This is a genomic window from Paenibacillus kribbensis (assembly GCF_001705305.1).
Classification (GTDB): domain Bacteria; phylum Bacillota; class Bacilli; order Paenibacillales; family Paenibacillaceae; genus Paenibacillus; species Paenibacillus kribbensis_B.
On the sequence record NZ_MCBP01000003.1, the window covers coordinates 1 to 20,277 of the forward strand.

General features: G+C 43.6%; 21 protein-coding genes. 9 read left to right on the forward strand and 12 right to left on the reverse strand.

From position 1 onward, the window contains the following. The 3 genes from BAZ21_RS05990 to BAZ21_RS28865 form a co-directional block, all read right to left on the reverse strand. Window positions 1-1,848, reverse strand: a 1,848-nt coding sequence (locus BAZ21_RS05990) for a contractile injection system protein, VgrG/Pvc8 family (RefSeq protein WP_256019970.1), incomplete at its 3' end; no start/stop codon positions are given. Between the two features lie 464 nt (window positions 1,849-2,312). Next, on the reverse strand, window positions 2,313-3,005 hold the full coding sequence (locus tag BAZ21_RS05995; protein ID WP_068498064.1) for a hypothetical protein: 693 nt from the start codon (window positions 3,003-3,005) through the stop codon (window positions 2,313-2,315). Between the two features lie 184 nt (window positions 3,006-3,189). Beyond that, window positions 3,190-3,408 (reverse strand): hypothetical protein, encoded by a 219-nt coding sequence (locus BAZ21_RS28865; RefSeq protein ID WP_176718107.1) that lies wholly within the window; start codon window positions 3,406-3,408, stop codon window positions 3,190-3,192. A gap of 718 nt (window positions 3,409-4,126) precedes the next feature. Here BAZ21_RS28865 and BAZ21_RS06005 point away from each other — a divergent pair. Further along, entirely contained in the window at window positions 4,127-4,780 is a 654-nt protein-coding gene (locus BAZ21_RS06005; protein WP_068498068.1) for a hypothetical protein, read from the forward strand. 261 nt (window positions 4,781-5,041) lie between these two features. After that, window positions 5,042-5,677: a 5,6-dimethylbenzimidazole synthase gene (bluB, locus tag BAZ21_RS06010; RefSeq protein WP_068498071.1), complete on the forward strand. Its 636-nt coding sequence runs from the start codon at window positions 5,042-5,044 to the stop codon at window positions 5,675-5,677. A 220-nt stretch (window positions 5,678-5,897) separates the two neighbouring features. On the opposite strand, the gene BAZ21_RS06015 is transcribed toward bluB, so the two are convergent. Further along, entirely contained in the window at window positions 5,898-6,764 is an 867-nt protein-coding gene (locus tag BAZ21_RS06015) for a LysR family transcriptional regulator (RefSeq protein WP_068498073.1), read from the reverse strand. Between the two features lie 118 nt (window positions 6,765-6,882). Between BAZ21_RS06015 and BAZ21_RS06020 the strand changes: the two genes are divergently transcribed. The 4 genes from BAZ21_RS06020 to BAZ21_RS06030 all read left to right on the forward strand — a co-directional run bounded on the left by BAZ21_RS06020 (window position 6,883) and on the right by BAZ21_RS06030 (window position 10,323). Beyond that, entirely contained in the window at window positions 6,883-7,365 is a 483-nt protein-coding gene (locus BAZ21_RS06020) for a GNAT family N-acetyltransferase (RefSeq protein ID WP_068498075.1), read from the forward strand. Beyond that, the gene (locus tag BAZ21_RS28870; RefSeq protein ID WP_176718108.1) at window positions 7,362-7,499 is read left to right on the forward strand and encodes a hypothetical protein; all 138 of its coding nucleotides are present in this window, start codon (window positions 7,362-7,364) and stop codon (window positions 7,497-7,499) included. The genes BAZ21_RS06020 and BAZ21_RS28870 overlap by 4 nt, the downstream gene beginning before the upstream one ends. Window positions 7,500-7,763: 264 nt before the next feature. Then, window positions 7,764-8,633, forward strand: a complete 870-nt coding sequence (locus tag BAZ21_RS06025) for a GNAT family N-acetyltransferase (protein WP_068498077.1) — start codon at window positions 7,764-7,766, stop codon at window positions 8,631-8,633. Between the two features lie 193 nt (window positions 8,634-8,826). Then, window positions 8,827-10,323 (forward strand): protein adenylyltransferase SelO, encoded by a 1,497-nt coding sequence (locus tag BAZ21_RS06030; protein WP_068498078.1) that lies wholly within the window; start codon window positions 8,827-8,829, stop codon window positions 10,321-10,323. Between the two features lie 134 nt (window positions 10,324-10,457). Here BAZ21_RS06030 and BAZ21_RS06035 read toward each other — a convergent pair whose 3' ends face one another. The 6 genes from BAZ21_RS06035 to BAZ21_RS06060 all read right to left on the reverse strand — a co-directional run bounded on the left by BAZ21_RS06035 (window position 10,458) and on the right by BAZ21_RS06060 (window position 15,836). Continuing rightward, on the reverse strand, window positions 10,458-10,874 hold the full coding sequence (locus BAZ21_RS06035; RefSeq protein WP_068498081.1) for a DUF4280 domain-containing protein: 417 nt from the start codon (window positions 10,872-10,874) through the stop codon (window positions 10,458-10,460). Between the two features lie 5 nt (window positions 10,875-10,879). After that, window positions 10,880-11,410, reverse strand: coding sequence for a hypothetical protein (locus tag BAZ21_RS06040; RefSeq protein WP_176718109.1), 531 nt, complete (start codon window positions 11,408-11,410; stop codon window positions 10,880-10,882). Continuing rightward, on the reverse strand, window positions 11,407-12,690 hold the full coding sequence (locus BAZ21_RS06045) for a pentapeptide repeat-containing protein (protein WP_068498083.1): 1,284 nt from the start codon (window positions 12,688-12,690) through the stop codon (window positions 11,407-11,409). Before BAZ21_RS06045 ends, BAZ21_RS06040 begins: the two co-directional genes overlap by 4 nt. Before the next feature lie 12 nt (window positions 12,691-12,702). Further along, window positions 12,703-14,118: a phage baseplate assembly protein V gene (locus BAZ21_RS06050; protein WP_068498085.1), complete on the reverse strand. Its 1,416-nt coding sequence runs from the start codon at window positions 14,116-14,118 to the stop codon at window positions 12,703-12,705. Beyond that, complete coding sequence (locus BAZ21_RS06055; protein ID WP_068498087.1) at window positions 14,115-14,795, reverse strand: hypothetical protein; 681 nt, start codon at window positions 14,793-14,795, stop codon at window positions 14,115-14,117. Before BAZ21_RS06055 ends, BAZ21_RS06050 begins: the two co-directional genes overlap by 4 nt. A gap of 165 nt (window positions 14,796-14,960) precedes the next feature. Further along, window positions 14,961-15,836, reverse strand: coding sequence for an SDR family NAD(P)-dependent oxidoreductase (locus BAZ21_RS06060; RefSeq protein ID WP_068498088.1), 876 nt, complete (start codon window positions 15,834-15,836; stop codon window positions 14,961-14,963). 180 nt (window positions 15,837-16,016) lie between these two features. Here BAZ21_RS06060 and BAZ21_RS06065 point away from each other — a divergent pair, with 180 nt between their 5' ends. Both BAZ21_RS06065 and BAZ21_RS06070 read left to right on the forward strand, forming a co-directional pair. After that, window positions 16,017-16,493, forward strand: coding sequence for a MarR family winged helix-turn-helix transcriptional regulator (locus BAZ21_RS06065; protein ID WP_068498090.1), 477 nt, complete (start codon window positions 16,017-16,019; stop codon window positions 16,491-16,493). A gap of 66 nt (window positions 16,494-16,559) precedes the next feature. After that, the gene (locus tag BAZ21_RS06070) at window positions 16,560-17,006 is read left to right on the forward strand and encodes a GNAT family N-acetyltransferase (protein ID WP_068498092.1); all 447 of its coding nucleotides are present in this window, start codon (window positions 16,560-16,562) and stop codon (window positions 17,004-17,006) included. 165 nt (window positions 17,007-17,171) lie between these two features. Here BAZ21_RS06070 and BAZ21_RS06075 read toward each other — a convergent pair whose 3' ends face one another. After that, window positions 17,172-17,936 carry an SDR family oxidoreductase gene (locus BAZ21_RS06075; protein ID WP_068498095.1) on the reverse strand — a complete coding sequence of 255 codons (765 nt, stop codon included), beginning with the start codon at window positions 17,934-17,936 and terminating at the stop codon, window positions 17,172-17,174. Between the two features lie 491 nt (window positions 17,937-18,427). Between BAZ21_RS06075 and BAZ21_RS06080 the strand changes: the two genes are divergently transcribed. After that, window positions 18,428-19,807 carry an amino acid permease gene (locus BAZ21_RS06080; RefSeq protein WP_068498097.1) on the forward strand — a complete coding sequence of 460 codons (1,380 nt, stop codon included), beginning with the start codon at window positions 18,428-18,430 and terminating at the stop codon, window positions 19,805-19,807. An 86-nt stretch (window positions 19,808-19,893) separates the two neighbouring features. On the opposite strand, the gene BAZ21_RS06085 is transcribed toward BAZ21_RS06080, so the two are convergent. After that, complete coding sequence (locus tag BAZ21_RS06085) at window positions 19,894-20,193, reverse strand: DUF3953 domain-containing protein (protein ID WP_068498100.1); 300 nt, start codon at window positions 20,191-20,193, stop codon at window positions 19,894-19,896. Between the last annotated feature and the right edge of the window lie 84 nt (window positions 20,194-20,277).

Here is a 20,277-nt window from a genome sequence, read left to right on the forward strand (position 1 = left end):
CGCTTGCTCATGCTCGTATTGACTAATCAGTCCTTGAAGGGCTAATCCAGCCAAGTATTTTAACGGATGAACTCCGCTCCCCTTGCTGTCTCCTCCAATCGTAGGTGTTCCTTTGCTCCGAACGGGGATCGATGCAGTTGCTTGCAAAACAGTTGCCGCTACTTTACCTGCGGGTCCACCAACCGTATTTAACATCACACTAGCCACTTTTCCCATCACCGGAATGGAACCTAATAGCTTGGATACTGTCCCCATCAAGGCATTCGCCTGTTTAAGCTCTGCGGGACTGGTGATTTTTGCTTTAGGGGTAGAGGCTTGGCTGCTAGATGAATCCTTAGCTACTGATTGAGCTGCTTCATAGGCTTTAATGCTCATCAATGGCGGCTCAGGCACAGGGGGGAGGTCAGCTACGAAAACTGGAGCTTTCACCGTACCTTCCTGATAAATCACTGGAGCTTTGGTATCTGTCTCACCATCTAGCACCATGCTACTGGCTCCGCCTTTCAGATATAGCGCCGTTCCAGCTTCCAGCGACAGTTCCTCACCTGCATCGAGCTTCACATGACCACCCTGAATCTGTACATCCCCCGGACTGTTGATGGTGATGCCCGTATCCTCGTGCAGTGTAATGGAAAATCCATCCGAGGTAGAAAGGGTCAGTTCTTGCTCAGACATTTCTACCCCACTACCTTGCACATGTTGCCACATCTTCACATTCGGCTGTCCATTCGCGTGGCGTTGTTGTCGCAGTGAATCCGTCACATAGGCATCCTGTTCGCGATTTGTTGGCAGATACAGTTCGACCTGTTCCCCGATTTCAGGCATATCGTACCAACCGCTATGTTCTTCGGCTACATATCGAGTTGCCACGGGAAACCAACAGGCTTTGGCAGGATCTTGCTTCGGGTCGATGTCCAGTTGAAGCTGTACGAAATCCTGTTGTACCTTGAGCACCGTTCCTGTCAGCGAAATCCCGGTGGCCTGATCGTTCTCATACCGGGCATAGTGAATATCCTGTTCCGCTTGGAGTTCATAACGAGTACGCAGTAAGCCATCTGCTAACGTTGTTACTGCCCGAACGACGACCAACTCTTTGCCTTGTCCAATGGGTAACGTAATGAGGTCGCCTAGCGCATAGTATTGCAGACTTTCAATTGTATAGGTGACATATGAGCCAGCACGTTGTTCTCCCAGCTTTTCCGCATCCAGCTCATGAAATGTTTTCCGTACCCGATAAAATACATCTCGTTCCACTTTATGCTGCTTGCCTTCTGGCATCCCAAAGAAGACCTTGGGTGAGGCTGCGGTCACTTCTGGTACAAGTATTGAACCAAAACGAGATGCGAGACGTTTTAAAAACGCCCAATCGGTCTCATCATATTGTAAAACAAATGTCTCTAGTTTGGCATAGTTGCTTACGGTATCAATGGCATCTCCGTACTGATATTTTCGAACCAGTGCAGTGACCAGATCATCATAAGTGCGGTGAATATCTTGATAGGAGCGCCTTTTACTCTTAATATCCATCTGGTACGAATGGGAAGCGGCCTCCAGTTCAAACATATACACGCCCCGCACACAGTGTACGGACATACGCGTAACAACCCCATGGAACAGCCTTCTCAGCGATTGTCCCTGATCATCCAACTGACGAATCACAATTGGCTCTTGCTCCATATCCTGTCCAATACAGGTTGCTCCTTGTTCTTCGAAGAGCATACCACTGAAATGCAAATAGGCATGATCATTAATGGTACGTGTTATTTGAAGTTGATCGATGTGTTGTGGCTGAAAGGGACCATAAAAGTGTAGGCTTTCATATCCGATTGCATCTGATAGTACGCTCAAGTGAGTTCATGTCTCCTTTCCAGATGTGATGGCTGATTCCAAGTGAAGAACGTCATCTTGAATTCGCTTCAGATTATAGAAGCCGCAGATGAGTGCAAATTTGAGTCGAGATAGATATGTATCACTGAAATTGTTGGGTACAAAACGTTCTTATTCGGATACAGATGTTCCGAGTAAGCTTTCATTCAAGGTACAAAAGAACAAGAGGAGATATTTAATTACAGTCCAGCATATGTATATATCGGTTGAAAGAGAGATTTAGTTTACAAAATTACCCATTCATTGGGGGGCAATGTGTAATACTGGAAGTAGGAGAAATCAAAGGGGTTAAGTTGTGTACAGTGGCGGTCATTATCAATACTTTCATTACCCACCTGATCGGATAGCTGTATAAACAAAAAAACGTATTTAGTTTAATCGACTAAATACGTTTTTTGTTTGCTTTGAAAATGCATATTTATGTTTTAGTTACGACTTTTGAATGAACCCACATATGTAAGATCATTACTGTTAATGACTTGACCTGGAGTCACAAAAGCCTCTTTATTTGGAGTATAATATCCTATAATAAAGTCTGTGTTATAGTTTCCATAATAGAAGGCTTGCCAAATGAATTTAGAGCAGTAATTAGGGTTTATAGTTTTAAGTTGAAAGTTATCCCAAGAAGCCCAAGGTATATAGTAACTTGTTACTGAAGAGTAATTGTTTTTGGCCCAATAAGCTGCGTTAAGGCCGTGAGTTGCTCTATAGACAGCGATTGATTCATTAGCCTTATGCCTCGATTGGTAATAAGAAATGGTATCCCTTTTTCCACCTTCTCCTTGATTATCATTTACGGCATTTACATGATAAACCATATAATCAGGCCCAATAATTCCAACATGTCCGACAATTGGTGCATTTCCGCCTAATGCTTTTGATGAATAAAGCACATCTCCTACCCTAACTCTGATATTGGTCCCTGGATAGGTTGAATCTGGTTCTAACGCTGATGGCGCAAAGCCATATGTGTCCTCAGAAGCACTTACAGAAGGATTAGCTTCAGAGGCACTTACAGAAGGATTAACTTCAGAGGCACTTACAGAAGTTATACCAAGAAAAGAGGTAAAGAAGAGAAGTAATAGTAGAGCAGGCAAAAAAATCTTTAATTTTTTCATAATACACCGCCATTTTCCATAAATTTAAATGCAATACTTATTATACACAAAAGATACTGGAAATAAATAGAATAATAATGTATGATTATCCTAAAAGGGAATTAGTTTGTTGAAATAAAGATGGGGGAGATGAAAAATTGAGTTTTTATAATAATAGATTGGTTCAGATATTAATCGTAATACTCTATCCCATTACGGCATTTGTGATATTAAGTAATGGTGCCAAGATAGTTTCATGGGGGATACCAGCAGTCATTGCAGTTTTGTTTTGTTTTCTCTGGAAAAACCTTCGATATTTAATGATCTCTAATGTATTGCTATGGATTTTATCAGTACCAATTTGGTTGTTTTGGGTTGAGGGGGGGCAGGTGGCAGAGGTTTTCGTTGCATCTTTACCATTCATCATACCCCTATATATATTTATTGTGTTTCTACCAGAAGTTATAATTGTTTTGATTAGGAATTTTCTTCTCAATAAGTTTAGACGGTAGCGTTAAGAATTATGTGTAAATGAAGATAACCTTTCCTGTAGAAGAGTGGATTCATTTTTGCTAGTGAACAGATGAGTTGGCTACAGAAGAGCAACTAATAGATTATGCCCGCTTGTTAGAGACTCACGGCGTCTGGTTGCTCCAGATTGTAGCATTGACCGTATATGCTTAGAGAAAAGCTCCAATTAATAAATGATTCTATTCTTCAATTTTTGAATAAACATACCATTTTCTGATCTAACTATATTCTTTCCGTCGTCTCGACACACGTGGAGTGCGTGATAGTAATAGATATATCGAGATGAGAAGCATTAATATCTTATCATTTCGAATGAATACTCATATTTATTAATGGGTATTTTTTATGTCTTTAGATTTAAATGAATAACAGTTTATGTACTTTCTTTATCCAATATTCCTAAAATATCGAGTTGTTTTACGAGGCTGAGTTGGCAGGGTAAGCCTGAATATATATAGGAAATGGGATGTTATCGCTTGTTCCCTATTTTCGTGATATTCCCCATATAGATCCTACTTTTTAGGGAAAAGAAGGGATTACATTCAAATTTGTTGAATTAACCCGGATAAGACAAATCAACATGTTCAACAGCATGAAAAGGGGAAGCTATATTGATCTGGAATATAAGGAATATTGTCGCATTTGTATTTGCCATTGTAATGTGGAGAATTATGGATCATTTACATATCAATAAGGTGCTAGCTTTTGTAATCATTTTTATCCTGATGTTCCTGGTGCTATATGTGCCTATTCTTTTTACTGCATTATGGGATTCTAATTTGAAGAGAATAGAGAAGTTTTTAATGTTGCGTAAGAGTAAGCCAGAATACCATCTATTTTATGCTTTAGCCCATGAAATCGATGAAGAAGTAGAAGAATCAATCCGACTATTGCTCCAAAAGTTTAAGGGAATTCACAAACAAGCGTTATATAAAACCGTTTTTGCTTTCTATAAAAAAGAAATCCTGACGGTTAAAGAAGAAATCGAGTTCATCAAACCACTGGCATATAAAAATTACTATCGAGCCATCGTGTGTATGGAAGAAGGAAACAATGCGGAAGCTCTCAAAATCATTCACGAGATTCCAACGCCTTGGATGAAAAACGCACTTCTTTCCGAATTGGAGTTGAAATCAAATCATCTTGCAGCAGCAACTGAACTGGCACAACAAGCCTTACATCAATCCAAAGGTTTACAAAAGTATTTGTTATTTAAAACATATCAGCGGAAATTCCCTGAGATAAAGCCTGTTAAGGCAAGATAGCCTTAAAGAATTTGTGGTGAGATTATTCTAGGACTGACTGTATTGCTGAATCAGAGTAGAGGTTCACATCGGGAAATGTATGCGTAGGAGATCTTTATGAAGGTATATATCAGAAAAGGTTTTGATCATGAAATTGCAAATCACATAAAAAACTTATTTCAATGTAAACTTGAGTCTGAAGCCCTGTCATAATCATTTGAGTACTGGCGCATTCTCAGACTTATATGGCCTGGGAATTTTTGTTTTAAGGGAGGGATTAAATTGTTAAATGATTCTGAAAGAGAAGGAGTATTTAAGGCCATTTTTGAAAGGAGAGATATTCGATCCTTTAATGGAAAACCCATATCCAAAGATAAGTTAAACAACATATTAATGGCTGGTCATCATGCACCTTCCGTTGGTTTTATGCAACCTTGGGATTTTATTGTCATTGACTCTCAAGGGGTTAAAGAACGATTGGCGCATGCATGTCATAAAGAAATACAAGCGTTATCCATACACTATGAAGATGAAAAAAAGACAAGATTTCTCTCGCTAAAATTAGAGGGTATAAGGGAAGCACCAATAACGATCTGTATTACATGTGATCCCACAAGAGGTGGCGGACATGTAGTTGGACGAAATTCTATTCCTGAAACAGATATTCTATCCGTCGCCTGTTGTATCCAAAATATGTGGTTGGCGTCTTATGCAGAAGGAATAGCTATGGGATGGGTTAGTTTTTACAAGAAAACAGACGTACGAGAAATACTAAATATTCCGCCACATATTGACCCTATTGCTTTGATTTCATTAGGATATACGGATTTTTATCCTACAAAACCAATCCTGGAGCAAGTAAATTGGGAGAAACGTCGAAATCTAAATAACCTAATACACCATAATGTCTGGGAGTGATTTGAAATACAATTGGATCTTCCCTTAAGATATGATGCTAATGGAAACGATAGTGCAATAGGAACTACCTTATTAAAGGTGGTTCTTTAATGATCTAGGCAACAATGACATAGCCCATATGGCAAAAGTTTATTCATGTGAACCAATAGAAATAACTAGTGGAAGTTAATATAGCATTGTCCTCTCTTCAACGAGAGGGCATATTTTTGTTTTATGCGAATTATTGCACCGTTATTTGGGTGATAAACGTCTTCATTGCAGTACTGAGATAGGAGGTTTTGCGATAAACCAGACCAATCTTCCGTGTGGGAGCAGGATCTTTGAGGCAGATTTTGCTGATGGCAGGCTGATTAACTGATTGGAGGTAGGATCGTGGCAGCACGGCTGCGCCAACACCTGTTATCGCGACCTGTAGCAGCGATTCCAGAGTGGAGAGCTCCAGGATCGGCTTGACGTGGAAGCCAGCGCTCTCACAATACTGGTCGAAGAACTGACGTACGAGAAACTTGGGCTGGAGCATGGCAAAGGGATGCGCCTGAAGCTCTGCGAGGGGGACGGTATCTGCTGCTGCGAGCGGGTGCCCTGCTGCGACGACCAATTGCAACTCGTCCTCGAACAGCTCAATGCTCTCTAGCTGTTCGTGATCCAGCGGTAGATAGACAATACCGAGATCAATCCGATTGGTTAGCAATTCCCTCTTAACTTCTTCGGTCGCCAGTTCCTGGACGGACAGTTCAATCTCAGGATATTGCTGATGAAACGCGGCGATGGCAGGCAGGAGTAAATGATTGCCTGCACAGCCGATCCGCAAGCGGCCACGCTTCATGCCTCGCAGCTCTTCGATGGCGACCCGAGCTTGGTCCAACTCGTGGAAGGCGCTTAACGCGTGACTTCGCAAAATGTGTCCAGCCTCGGACAAATAGACCTTCTTGCCAATGCGGGTAAACAATGGCACGCCTAGCTGGTGCTCTAGCAGCTGGATTTGGTGGCTGAGCGTTGGCTGGCTGATCGACAGTCGTTCAGCCGCCCGCGTAAAATGAAGCTCCTCGCAGACCATTAAAAAATAGGTCAATAACCGATGTTCCATTAGGTTGTCACCGTCCGATCATAGATATTATCTATGATATTAATATGAAAATCGACATTGATCAATCGTTCGGTTTTTTCTACAGTGGAGTAAAGCATACAAGAGGAGGAAACATATCATGCTCGAAACAGTACTCACGATCACTTCGATGAAGACGACCAACGAGGCTCATGCCTTTAAAACTCTTAACGAGGAATGGATCACTCGTTTCTTCACGATTGAAAAGGAGGATCGGGTCATCCTTGATAACCCGGTGGAGAATATCGTGAACAGAGGAGGAGATGTGCTCATCGCTCGTACTGGAGATTCGATTGTCGGATGCGTTGCACTCGTGCCGAGCGGAGCTGGCGTGTTCGAGCTATCGAAGATGAGCGTTACACCCGGGTCGCGGGGACGCGGATACGGACGGAGAATCATCGATGCCGCCATCGACCGCGCACGCGAGCTTGGTGCAACATCGCTCTTTTTGGGCAGTAGCACCAAGCTACCGAACGCCGTTCATCTTTACGAATCGGTAGGGTTCAAGCATGTTCCTGTTGAGCGAATCGGACCCATGCCATATGTAAGAGCGGATGTGTTTATGGAGTTGGAACTAAAATGAACCCGGAGAATGAACCCGGAGACAAAATTATTGCCGAGCATTTCCGTCCGATGTTCCTCATGGCTGCATCCTACTGGGGGATGATAACCATCTTGCATGACGTCTTTACATCAGCATGTGCAGATTTCCTGTAAAAATTCAACTGCTGTTGTATAAGCAAAAACTTAACGAGTTTGAACATGTGCTCTCTATAAGCTGTTGCCGGATGTTTATATGGAGATGTTCATTTTATCGGGATGATATTGATTTGTTTCAATATTAAGTTAAAATTGTAGTTATACGATATCAAGGAGGCGGTTCAATTGGTAATCATGAACAAACGGACAGTCTATAGAAGGATAGCGCCTACTCGTCCTTAAACTGCGTGTTTCCTTCTTGATGAGGCAATCACAATCAACATGCAAAAATATAAAATTACTAAAATGAATGACTTTTCAAGTCATCAAATGGCGCAAATTCGAATGTTAGAACAACAGTGCAAAGAATTCGACGGATCATGCCTGAGAGTGGGCCTAGAAAGCCTTAAGGAAAACGGTGGAGATCAAGCCTTCCTGTGCCAAAGCGACAACCAATTCATTGGTTTTCTCAGTTGGTATACATCGGATGGAATCGAAGCTAATATGAACGGTATGGTTCATCCGGACTATCGTCGCCAAGGTGTATTTGGTCGTTTAATGGAAAGTGCTGCAGCAGAGATGCTAATACAGGGTATCCAAACTTGCCGCTTTAGGGTTCCATCCAATTCTAAGTCTGGTATCGATTGTATAAGGCATTTGGGCGGGAATTTTAGTACTTCAGAATTCTCCATGAACCTAATTCGGTTTCAAACTTTTACATTACGTTGCTCCGGCTTAATTTTGCGATTAGAAGAAGCTGAGGATTTTGATTTTATGGTTACCTGTTCATCACAAGCCTTTGGTGATTCAGAATCCTGGACAAGGAATTATTTTACTCATACGAAAGAGCCTGAGCGCGTCACTTACATTGCTGTGGACGGCTTGACGGCGGTTGGAATGATCAGGGTTAATCACGTTGTTACGGATATAGCCGTTATTCATGATTTCTGTGTGCTTCCAGCATACCAAGGCAAAGGATATGGCCGTGAAATTCTGGCTTGTGTAGTCAGTCTCTTGCTCAACAAGCAGCGCACTCGGATACGCCTGGGGGTAGTCACTCAAAACAGACGTGCTTTAAGCCTCTACCAATCGGTAGGGTTTGAGATTTCTGCTGAGTCTCATTATTATGTGACCACTCTTAATAAGATGTAGTAAGCGGCGAGGCACTACTATGCTCCTGGGATAACGATATTTTAATAATCAAAAATGAAAAGGCAACCGAATTATTCGGCTGCCTTTTCCCGCTAAAGAGCAGAATAGTATGGGGAATAGTGGATAATAAATGGACGGAAGTAAAAACTAAACAGGTGAAGCCTGAGATACTACAACGGAAAAAGGAGACGCTATGACGGAGAAAAAAGAAATAGCAGCGAAAACAGAAATAGTAGATAAAGCAGGATGGAACTTCGACAATAGTTATTCTCGTTTGCCGGAAGCATTGTTTACAAGGCTTAGCCCAAACCCTGTTCGCTCACCAAAGCTGATTATTTTTAATCATCCGTTGGCAGCATCGCTGGGGTTGAACGATTCAGCACTACAGCAAAAGGATGAAGTAGCAGTGCTTGCCGGCAATCGGGTTCCCGAGGGGGCTGCGCCCCTTGCCCAAGCCTACGCAGGCCATCAATTTGGGCATTTTAACATGTTGGGAGACGGTCGTGCTTTGCTGCTTGGCGAACAGATTACTCCCTCGGGGGAGCGAGTTGATATTCAACTCAAGGGTTCAGGCAGAACGCCATACTCCCGCGGTGGTGATGGTCGGGCGGCACTTGGGCCAATGCTCCGTGAATACATCATTAGTGAAGCGATGCATGCGCTAGGTATTGCTACCACCCGTAGCTTGGCGGTGGTAACCACGGGTGAGTCGATCTTCCGGGAAACCGAGCAGCCTGGTGCTGTTCTGACTCGTGTGGCAGCCAGTCATCTTCGCGTGGGCACCTTCCAATATGTTGCAGCATGGGGTACTACCCAAAATCTTCGGCTCCTGGCTGATTACACATTGGAAAGGCATTATCCGGAAGCTGTAATTGACGAAAACCGCTACCTTTCCCTGCTTCAGGCAGTGATCAAACGTCAGGCCGAGCTGATTGCCAAATGGCAGCTTGTTGGTTTTATTCACGGGGTGATGAACACTGATAACATGGCCCTTAGCGGGGAAACCATTGATTACGGCCCTTGTGCCTTCATGGATACCTATGACTCTGAGACCGTATTCAGTTCCATTGATATTCAGGGTCGCTATGCTTATGCCAATCAACCGCACATTGCCGCATGGAATCTCGCAAGATTTGCGGAGACCCTCTTGCCGTTGCTGCATGACAACAGGGAGCAGGCTGTCAAACTGGCCGAAGATGCGATTTCAGACTTTACAGAGCTGTTCCATCGTCATTGGCTATCAGGAATGAGGGCGAGATTGGGGATTTTTAACGAAGAGCCGCAGGATGAATCCCTGATTGAAGACCTTCTTGGCATGATGCAGAAGTATCGTGCGGATTATACGAATACCTTCCGTGCCTTAACTTTGGACAAGCCGGAGGATACGGTCCTGTACAGTACTGCGGAATTTACGCAGTGGCATGAGCAATGGCAGGCGAGATTGGGCAGGCAGCAGGAATCACAAGCCGCCTCGCGTCAACTGATGCGCACCAGCAATCCTGCAATAATTCCGCGCAATCACCGGGTAGAAGAAGCATTGGAGGCTGCGATGGAACGAGAAGACTATCGTGTGATGGAGCAGCTTCTTGAAGTTCTTTCAAACCCGTATGCCTACTCTGAGGAACAGGAGATTTACGCTACATTGCCTGGGGAATCCAACTGCACATACCGAACCTTTTGCGGTACCTGATGTGGAGCGAACCATTTGAAGATAACCTATTTCATGCGTTGGTGGAGAAGATAGCCGTTCTCTCACCAGCGCATTTTGTATTTATCCGAGGATTTTGCAAAATCCAGCTCCTGAAAAGGGGTAGATTGTAACCGTTAATCCAGCTCCTGACCGTCATTTTCGATTTGAATATGCCCGCAATACAGACACTGATGAGTACAGTTTTGCGTTAGAGCGGGCTGGCCTTCGATTCTTATGTCGCTTTTCCCGTTTAGCCAGGGCATCGTAAGGACAGGAATGCAGGGGGCCTTTTTCACCCCATAAATATCGACCATCTGACTGGCTTGTACAGCCGGATTGAGTGGACTGGAGCAATTACCAAAAGATTTGATGTTTACCCCCGGCACGTAATCTCCAATATTCATCTGTGCTTTATTTTTGACATACACCCCATGACTAAAAGGGCGCTTCAAACGGGTAGGCTGTGTCCCGTAGCTACAGCTTAAAATCGCACCTGCCACAACGTAGCTTTTTTTCGCGCCTGTTCCAGGCTGCACATTCGCTTCTTCCATCCGGATTATTCCTCCTTTGTTGCCATTTCTATTTTTTGCACCCGCACACCTGTAAATGGACGGCGCAGCAAGCTTTCCGCCACTGCGAGATCAATAAAGATATGAGCTTCCATCAAGCCAGCGATCCGAAATATAGATGAGTCGATTTTCCCGTGTCTAAGTACCAAATGCTTTAAGGTATGGTCTGGATACCACTCAGTTTGTACGGAAAGACAATCCACCACAGGAGGACGCAGTACCCAGTACACGTCCTGTCTGGCTTGCTGGAAATCGGTAAGTATAGCTGCTTTCCATTCTAATCCCGGCATATATTTCTCCAATAATGCTTTCATCGAATCTGAAACCAGCGGCAAAGGATACTCCAGAAAATCCGGATATACAGTTTGAGAATCTGTATGTACAGCTAAAAACAAGGGAGTATCCTCCGCCTGAGCTCTGTTATCCGAAAGGATATCCTCCACCTGCAAGGGAGACAGGGAAGCAGGCTCCACCCGATGCTTGACGCGCTCGTCCACCATGAGTCGAAAATATCTCATTGTATCCGGTCTCCTTTACTCACCGTATCTTGTACCTGTATAGACTTAAGACGAGGATGGGATGAAGGAGGTGCTTCCACAGTGAGACCTATAGCTTGGCTTAATTGTTCCTCCGTAAAGCTTACCCGGCTGACCTTTGCTCCTGTAAAATCAGCTCTTACTAAGCAAGCGTCTGTAAACGAAGCACCCGTTATATCGGCTCCCATAAAGCAGGCGTCTGTCAGATCCGCTCCAATAAATAAAGCTTTTTGCAGCGAGCTGTCTTGGAAAACAGCCCCCTGAAGCTGAGCATGTTGAAAGCTGGCTCCCTGTAAACTCGCTCCTGTAAAATCTAGTCCATCCCATCCTAATGGCTCCCAGTCCAGCCAAGCACCTGAACCACCATATTCGCTATTCCCGGAAACGGCGTCCAGTATAGCCTCTTGCAGGGAGCAACCACTAAAATCGGCTCCATGAAGCAGGCTGTATGAAAAGTCGGTTCCATCCAGCTGAGCTCCTTGCCACACGGTTCCTGCGAGAATACAGCTATGCAATCGACTATGTTCCATCCTGATCTGGCGAAAGGCTGTATAGCGAAAATCCAGCGAGCTGTAATCTCCACCGGATAGATCGACTTGGGTCAGCGTTTGGTAGCTGTAGGCCCCTTCTTCTTTTTCCTCCAGCCAAGACTTGATTACGTTCGCATCCATTGGTTTGCGATCTTCCCGGTACACAGACACGCTGTGATCCATATACTCTCCGACCCGAATCTCAAAAGCTTCCTCACGATCCAGCGCCTGAAACTCTGGCAAAGTAACTGCTTGTTTCATTGCCTGCCGAATCAGGCTAACGATCATCGTATGAAGATATCCTGCTGCTTCCAGCATGATCCGTTCCAATTCTAGCTCGGACAGAGATACCTGCTGCTTCAAGGCTTCGGCCAAAAGCTGTCCACGTAGATGAGCCCAATAGGAAAAGACCCAACCTGCATCGTACTCCAACGCAATGGGTTCAGCATCCAGCATCCATAAGGCGTCCGTAGCCTCGACGAGATAAACAGGCTTTTGCTCAAGCCATGTGGTGCGCAGCATGGAATAGGTGATGTAGCCAATATTGCCTTTAAGACCTTCTTGCTGCTTTTGCCGAACGAACTGACATAAGGCGCGAAAATGTTCTACTATATGCTGGAGTCGGAATCCTTGTGTGGCTCTACATTTTAACGCCCATTCTTGGCGAATGAGAGACCATGCCCGAAGCAGAGTTGCTTGTTGCTGATCTAACACATCTGTTTGTTTTTCCATTTAAAATCATCCTTAATTAGACTTCACTTCGCTGCCCTTCATGTCCGCCGAACCGCTTAATTCAATATGACTGCCATTACAATCCATACGAAGCTGACTACCTGCGGACAGACTCATCGTTTTGCCCGCAGACAGGCTGAGATTGCCTCCCGCTGAAATATTCACTTGCTTGCTGCTCGTGATATGAATGCCTTCTTTATCGTCCAGCTTGATATAAATAGCGCCGTCCTTGCCCGTAACGACCAGCTCATCCGGCCCCAGTCGAATTTCCTTGCCGTGCGGGGTGCGCCATATTTTCATTTGCGGGTTGGAAAAATGGTTATGTGTACTCTTGCGATCTGCCCGTCTTACCGCACTGCCTGCCACGCCGTCTTCTTCCCGACTGCCAGGGAAATAAAGGGATACCGAATCGCCTTTTTCCGGCATAACGTACCAGCCGGTATGACCACCGCCACTGTACACGGTTGAATAGTTGAACCAATGCGCTTTGCTTGCATCCTGCTGTTCATCGCAATCGAGATGGATACGTACTTGATCCTGACGGACGTCCAGTACAACACCACTTAACGAGGCTCCTGCCAGCTTATCCTGGTAGTAGCTTTTTTGCCGGAATCCCTGGTAAGAACCCAGTACGTATTGATGTCGCAGCAGTCCCTGACTCATTGCGGTATAGGCTTCCATCACATACAAGTTGTGACCCTGGAAATTCAATTGAGCACCCAAGTCGAGCACCTCATCCGTTTCTACCTCATAAAAAATAAAATCATGCTCACTCAGCTTGGTCTGCTCATTCTCCTGAAAATAACGAAAAGGCAGCAACTGCTTGCGTACGGTATAACGGGTATGATCCAGTACCGCCTGCGCAGGGCTGTCTTCAATACCAAAATAAAACTTGGGACTGTCAAAACGGGCCACAGGCATCAGACTCGTATGATAGCGAGAGGCTATACGTCTCAAGAACGCCCAATCTGTCTCCTGGTATTGAATGGCAATCCGTCCGATGGCTTCTCCCCCAGTAGCTCCGTCAATGACATCGAGTCCTTCATAGTCCTTGCCTATATACTCTAGCATTTGAGGAATCGTCATTTTCGTATATTGAAAAGAACGGGTACGCTGCTTAATGTCCATCCGATAAGTGTGGGAAATCGCCTCCACCTCCAGATAGTACACACCCCGCACGACTTTTACTTCGACCGAGAGGGCAATCCCGCTGAATAGCGGCTTGCTGGCGCCAGATTCATCCCGTTGGCTCACCTCAATCACCGTATTTTTTTCTGTCGCTTCCACATAGCTATCCTGCAAGTCTTCAGGAATCACACCTGTAAAATAAAGTCGGGTATGCTCATTAATTTTTTTCGTTAAGGTAAGCTGCTCCAGATCGATTTGGTCATAAGGGTGGATTTGAATTTGATCGTATCCCAGACTCATCGTGAAATCATTCCTTTCTCATTTGCAGGATGGGGGGAGGGTGTAAGGACGCGAAGGGACTGGCCCCAATATTCCGCTACAGGCAACCATTCTTTGAGCTCTGCTTCCAGACAGCTGAAGGAGCCTATCACAACTCGTCCCTTTTGGATAAAAAGCAGCAATTCGTTGTATAGATTACTGTCTATTCCCGCTGCTATAAAACGAATCCGTCCGATTAAAAGTCCGGAATGATTGATAAACATTTCCGAGCCGAGCCAGTTGCGAATGGGTTGTACCGACCGTAAAACGTCTGCCATTTGCTCCATGAACTCGGAAAGCTCGTCCACTTCTAAAAACGAATTCGTAGGATTAAAACTGATATTAATCGTTCCTTCTGCTGAGGTATAAATATCCTGTGGACGATGCTCGGAGGGATATTTGATTGCAGCTTGCTCCACCGGCATAGGAATAAAGGATTTGGGAATATAGAAGCCGATTTCCCCATCTAGTATCGTACTTGGCTCTAACGCGAGGTGTTCATTTTGAATATGAAAGAGCTTATTTTGTTCAGACATGGAACCATTCTGTTCCGGTTCCCGATTTTGAGCTGGAATGGATTGTAAACCACCGTTATTAGCTGTCGTCTGATCCATCAGTTTAGCTTTGAGGCTAACAATTTGCTCGTCTAGATAGTTCACAGGAAGCCCCCTTTTTTATGAAAATAAGAGATGATACTTAAATCTTGGAGATAGAAGGAGATATTGAATTGCGAACCCAGCATATGTTTTTATCGGTTAAAAGAGAAATTTAGTTTACAAAATGACCCATTCGTTGGCGGATTTAAATGTTAATTTTTTCGGGTTTCAATCCATAACCCCTTTTTGTTGTAACAATTCTTTAGTAGCACTCCATAGTTGGCGTTGCATAATGATATCCCCACCAGGGTAGGCTGGAACAATGGGCCTTCCAGTGCCGACATTAAAATATCCGCCTGTCACTTCTTGATATTGAGATTCTGTAGCTAAACGAATAATAATGTCCGCTCCTTTTCGCGGATCTCCGATATGTAAAGCGTTCAATATTTTTGCAAGTATTGACGAAAACCCTAACTCACGGCCAAGCCCGGTCACGTTAAACCCTGGATTAAGCGCGTTAACAGTGACCCCAGTTCCATCCAATTGACGTCCAAGTTCTCCCGTATACATAATATTAAGAAGTTTAGTCTTTCCGTAAATTATAGAAGAACCTCTTGCAGTAAAGGCAGATGTATCTGTCAAATCCTCTGGCAATGTAAGCTTGCCATGGTTACGTGATGCTTCAGAAGCCACATTGACGATCCTTGCATCTTTTGAATTCATTAATGGCTGGAGTAATGTATGTGTTAACAGCCATGGCGCAAGATAGTTTACTGCTATCATTTCAGCCAAGCCCTCTGAGGTTATTCGCTGTTCAAAACCATGTAATCCTGCATTGTTCACTAATACATCAATCTTTGGATAACTGGCTTTAATTTCATTTCCAATACGCTTGACATCTTTCATCAGAGACAGGTCCCCGAAAAAAAAGTTTACCTTTGTGTTGGGCGCAAGCTCTTTAATAGTATTTTTAGTTGTTTCAGCACGTTTTTCATTTCTGGCTGTTAAGACCAGATGTGCCCCGCGTTTGGCTAATTCAATTGCTGTCAATTGTCCAAGACCGCTAGTAGCACCAGTAATTACAACAATCGGATATGTCGACATATAAATACTCCTCCAAAATCTTGAATAAATTGCATTCATATTACCGTTCTATCGTTTTAGACGCGTTCTGCTTGACAGTTAACCAAATCAAAAATATGATTGATATATATCAAGTATATGCATTTCGATTGATATATGTCAAATAAATTCAAGCTAATTTATAATGAGGTGTGTAAACCTATGGAAAATAAAATTCAACATCCAAATTCTACAAGAGTGCAATTAGAACTGGATCTTGGTAAACAGCTTAATGCACTTATAAGTGCATCACATGCACTCAATGTAAGAACTGCGGCACTTTTCGATCCAGCATTACAACCTGCAGCTTTTCTGATTGTACGTTGTCTTCTTTCATACGGTTCGGCGAGCGCTACATTTTTGGCGGAATCCACCGCTATGGATCGAAGCTCTGTCAGTCGGCTTGTTTCTCAGCTTAAGCGCTTGAATTATGTAAAAAGTGAAACTCACCCTGAGGATCGCCGGGGTGTGTTGATATCCCTGACAGCTTTTGGCCGTGAAAAAGCCCTGGATGCTTTAAAAGTAAAAGAAAATGAATTTTATCAACGCATTTCAACATGGGAAGATTCCAAGCTTGAAGCGTTTATTGGGATGCTTAAGTGTTTTAACGGACAAACCATAGTTAAAGAAGATGCCTGACTATTTTGGATGAAACCAAGCCTGTGAGCAGGTACAATGAACCGTAAAAATAGGAGGTGTACAAGAATGAAAGGAAAACAGATTAGAGAAATCAGGGTAACGGATTATCATGATATTTATTTGTTAAATCAGGAATTTAACCCGAATTTATATGTATTTCCTGAAGAAAAAGTAAAAGAGAAGATTGAAACAATTACAAAGAAAACCAAAGATATTGTTATTGTTTGTGAAGAAAATAATGAAGTAATAGGATATATTCATGGAAGCCCGTATGAATTGCTTTTTTCGGAGTCTTTAATCAACGTGCTAGGATTTGTTGTGAAAGAGAAGGAGAGAAATCAAGGTATAGGCAACATGTTGATTGAGCGGCTTGAACAGTGGGGAGAGAGCCATGGATTCTCCGGAATTAAACTGTTATCTCACCCAAGTCGAATACATGCGCACAGGTTCTACGAACAACGTGGGTATCAGTTTACTAAAGACCAAAAAAATTTCATAAAAAAGTTCAAATAATACGTATTTCCATTGGATAGCTGTGTAAGCTTCGTGACACGAGAGTCAATGAGGAAATAGCACGAGGCTGTCAGGTAAACCGGCAGCCTCGTGACTGAGGATAGGCGATCATAGGGTAAATGAGAGGGGAGGAGCCCGTTTAGCCAGGCTTTTGAACCTGTTCATTTACAGATAAGATCCGCCGCTTGCATCAATCAACTGACTCGTTACCCAGCGGCTGTCTGATGAAGCGAGAAAGGCAGCGATATCCGCGACATCTTCAGGTTCCCCCCACCTTTTGAAGGTTGAAAGGCCAGCGGCAAATTTCTGCCCGTCGGGATCTTTTAACGTGCTGTCATTCATTTCTGTATTAATAATGCCAGGCTGGATGGCGTTCACCGTAATATTGCGGCTCCCAAGCTGATGAGCCAAAACGCGCGTAAGTGTGTCGACCGCACCCTTTGACATGCTGTAGGCAAAAACACTGGGAGAGGCTACACGTGTAACAAATGATGAGATATTGATGATGCGCCCTCCGTCTCTTAGGCGTGGCAAAGCTTGCTGGGTAACAAAAAGCGGTGCTTTGACATTAATGTTCATGACTTCGTCAAAAGATGCTTCTGTCGTCTCTTCCAAGGTTACAATTTGACCGATTCCAGCGTTGTTGACGAGAATATCGAGCCGATGGTCGCCAGTACGTTCCTCAAGAGCTTCATCCAGGCTCGCATATAAATCATGAATGCCGTCAAGGGTGCTTAAGTCGGCTCCTATCGTAAAGGCGTTCCCTCCACTTTGCTCAATCTTATGAACCACCTCCTCTGCTTCATGCTGTCTTCTTCCATAGTGTACGGCGACGACGGCACCCTCCTGTGCCAGACGCAGCGCAATGCTGCGACCAATCCCTCGGCTTGCACCGGTTACTAAAGCAATTTTGCCTTCTAGCTTACTCATATTTTCATCTCCTTAGTCTGGAATTCATGTTTAGTTATATCATGAGGTGATTTTTGAAATGTTGCTCTTATATTCGAATTCAGGGGGATATGCAGACTTCAATAAGGCAGAAATCATGATATTTATCATTGAAAAAAACACATGTGTTTAAGTACTTTTTCTAATCTAATTGATTGATTAAAATTGACCAATGTTCAGATAAAAGAAACGCCTTCCTTTCCATTTCGTCCCTAAAAATGTCTACCAATTAGCAGTTGTATTTAGGCGTTTTTTGTCATACAATTCACCTAATGCTATGGACTCGGTCTTAGAAACAGTAAGGTTTGGACGGTGAATTGGGCGTGGTCTCTTTGTTTATTTACGAATCGTGGAGCTATTTTGTAGTCCGTTCGGGCAGGACTGCGTCAGTCCGAAAAATTAATAATGTTTTGGGGACAGTTTTCCGGGTCATTAACGTTTGATGATAAACATTTACGAAGGGGAGCGTTCTTTTGGAATCGAAACAATTAACGAGAGGGCTTAAGCCACGGCATGTTGAGCTGATTGCGCTTGGAGGAACAATTGGCGTTGGCTTGTTTATGGGATCGGCAAGTACGATAAAATGGGCGGGTCCCTCTGTGCTGCTGGCTTATCTCTTAGCTGGGATTATTATGTTTTTTATCATGCGGATCATGGGGGAAATGCTGGTTCTCGAACCGGTGACGGGCTCATTCGCTACTTTTGCTCATAAATATATCAGCCCTTTGGCCGGTTTTCTGACCGCTTGGAGCTATTGGTTTTTATGGGTTACAGTAGGAATGGCTGAGGTAACTGCGATTGGGGTGTACGTGGGTTATTGGTTCCCAGACATCCCGCAATGGCTGCCAGCTCTGGCAGGTGTAGTTATTATCGCGTTAGCCAATTTGGCGGCTGTAAAGTTTTATGGGGAATTTGAGTTTTGGTTCGCCATGATTAAGATTGTTGCCATTATCTTTATGCTGATTGTTGGCACAGGCCTGATCTTTTTTGGTTTGGGTAATGGTGGGCAACCGATTGGCCTCTCCAACTTATACAGCCATGGTGGTTTTTTTGCAGGTGGTTTAAAAGGTTTTCTATTCGCACTATGCATTGTAACGGCGGCTTACCAAGGTATAGAGATGGTGGGCATTACGGCAGGTGAGGCAGAAAATCCGAAAATGACACTGCGAAAAGCCATTAAAAACATCATCTGGCGTATTCTGATTTTTTACGTGGGTGCGATTTTTGTTATTGTTACGATCTATCCTTGGAACCAGATTGGCGAGATTGGCAGTCCTTTTGTTCTGACCTTTGCCAAAGTAGGGATTGTGGCCGCTGCGGGTATCATTAACTTTGTTGTTCTTACAGCAGCGATGTCAGGCTGCAACAGTGGTATTTATAGTGCGGGAAGAATGTTGTATACATTGGCTAAAAACGGACAAGCCCCTAAGTTTTTCGGGAAAGTCTCCAAAAGCGGTGTCCCTAAAAATAGTATTATTACGACGATTTCCCTGCTGCTGATCGGAGTGCTTTTTAATTACTTGTTACCTGATTCCAAACTATTTCTGTACATCTATAGCGCCAGTGTTCTTCCGGGCATGGTACCGTGGTTTGCGTTAGCAATCAGCCAATTTAAATTCAGGAAAAAATGGAAAAACGAAATAAAGGATCACACCTTTAAGTCTCGTTTTTTCCCAATCAGCAATTACATCACCATTGTCTTCTTATTGTTAGTGATCGTAGGGATGTGGTTCAATCCAGACACACGTATGTCATTGATTGTGGGTGCATCATTTATGGCGCTCGTCGTTGTTGGATATTTTGTCTTTGGCATAGGAAAGCGGCAGAGAATTGAAGAACTAGAGGAAAACTAGAAGCTTGTTAAATATGTAAAATTTGCCGAGTGCCATTCAGGTTATATCCTGATTTCGCTCGGCTTTTTCACATGAGACCATCCTTTTCACACCATTAGCCTGAATATAAACACAAAAAAAGTGAAGAAGGAAACGATAAAGCTGGCTATAGCCATATGATTTCGCTTTGCTTTTAACTCCGAAATGCCTGAAAATAAGAACAGAATGCCCAGAAAAAATTGTGCGATGGTGTATGAGTGCTTATAGGTATCGGGAAATGCGAGTGATAAAGATGATAGGATCACAACCATTAAAGCAGATATGAGAGTGAGGATTCTGTAAATATCCATTTTCTTGAACATAGACAAGTGCACCCTTCCTTTGATTTTCCCCCTGTAGCTAAACATCCTCAGCCTTCCTGCAATCGATAAAACCTAGTGTCTGTATTCTATATTCTAAAGGACAGACTGTGGTACATCAAATGAATAAAG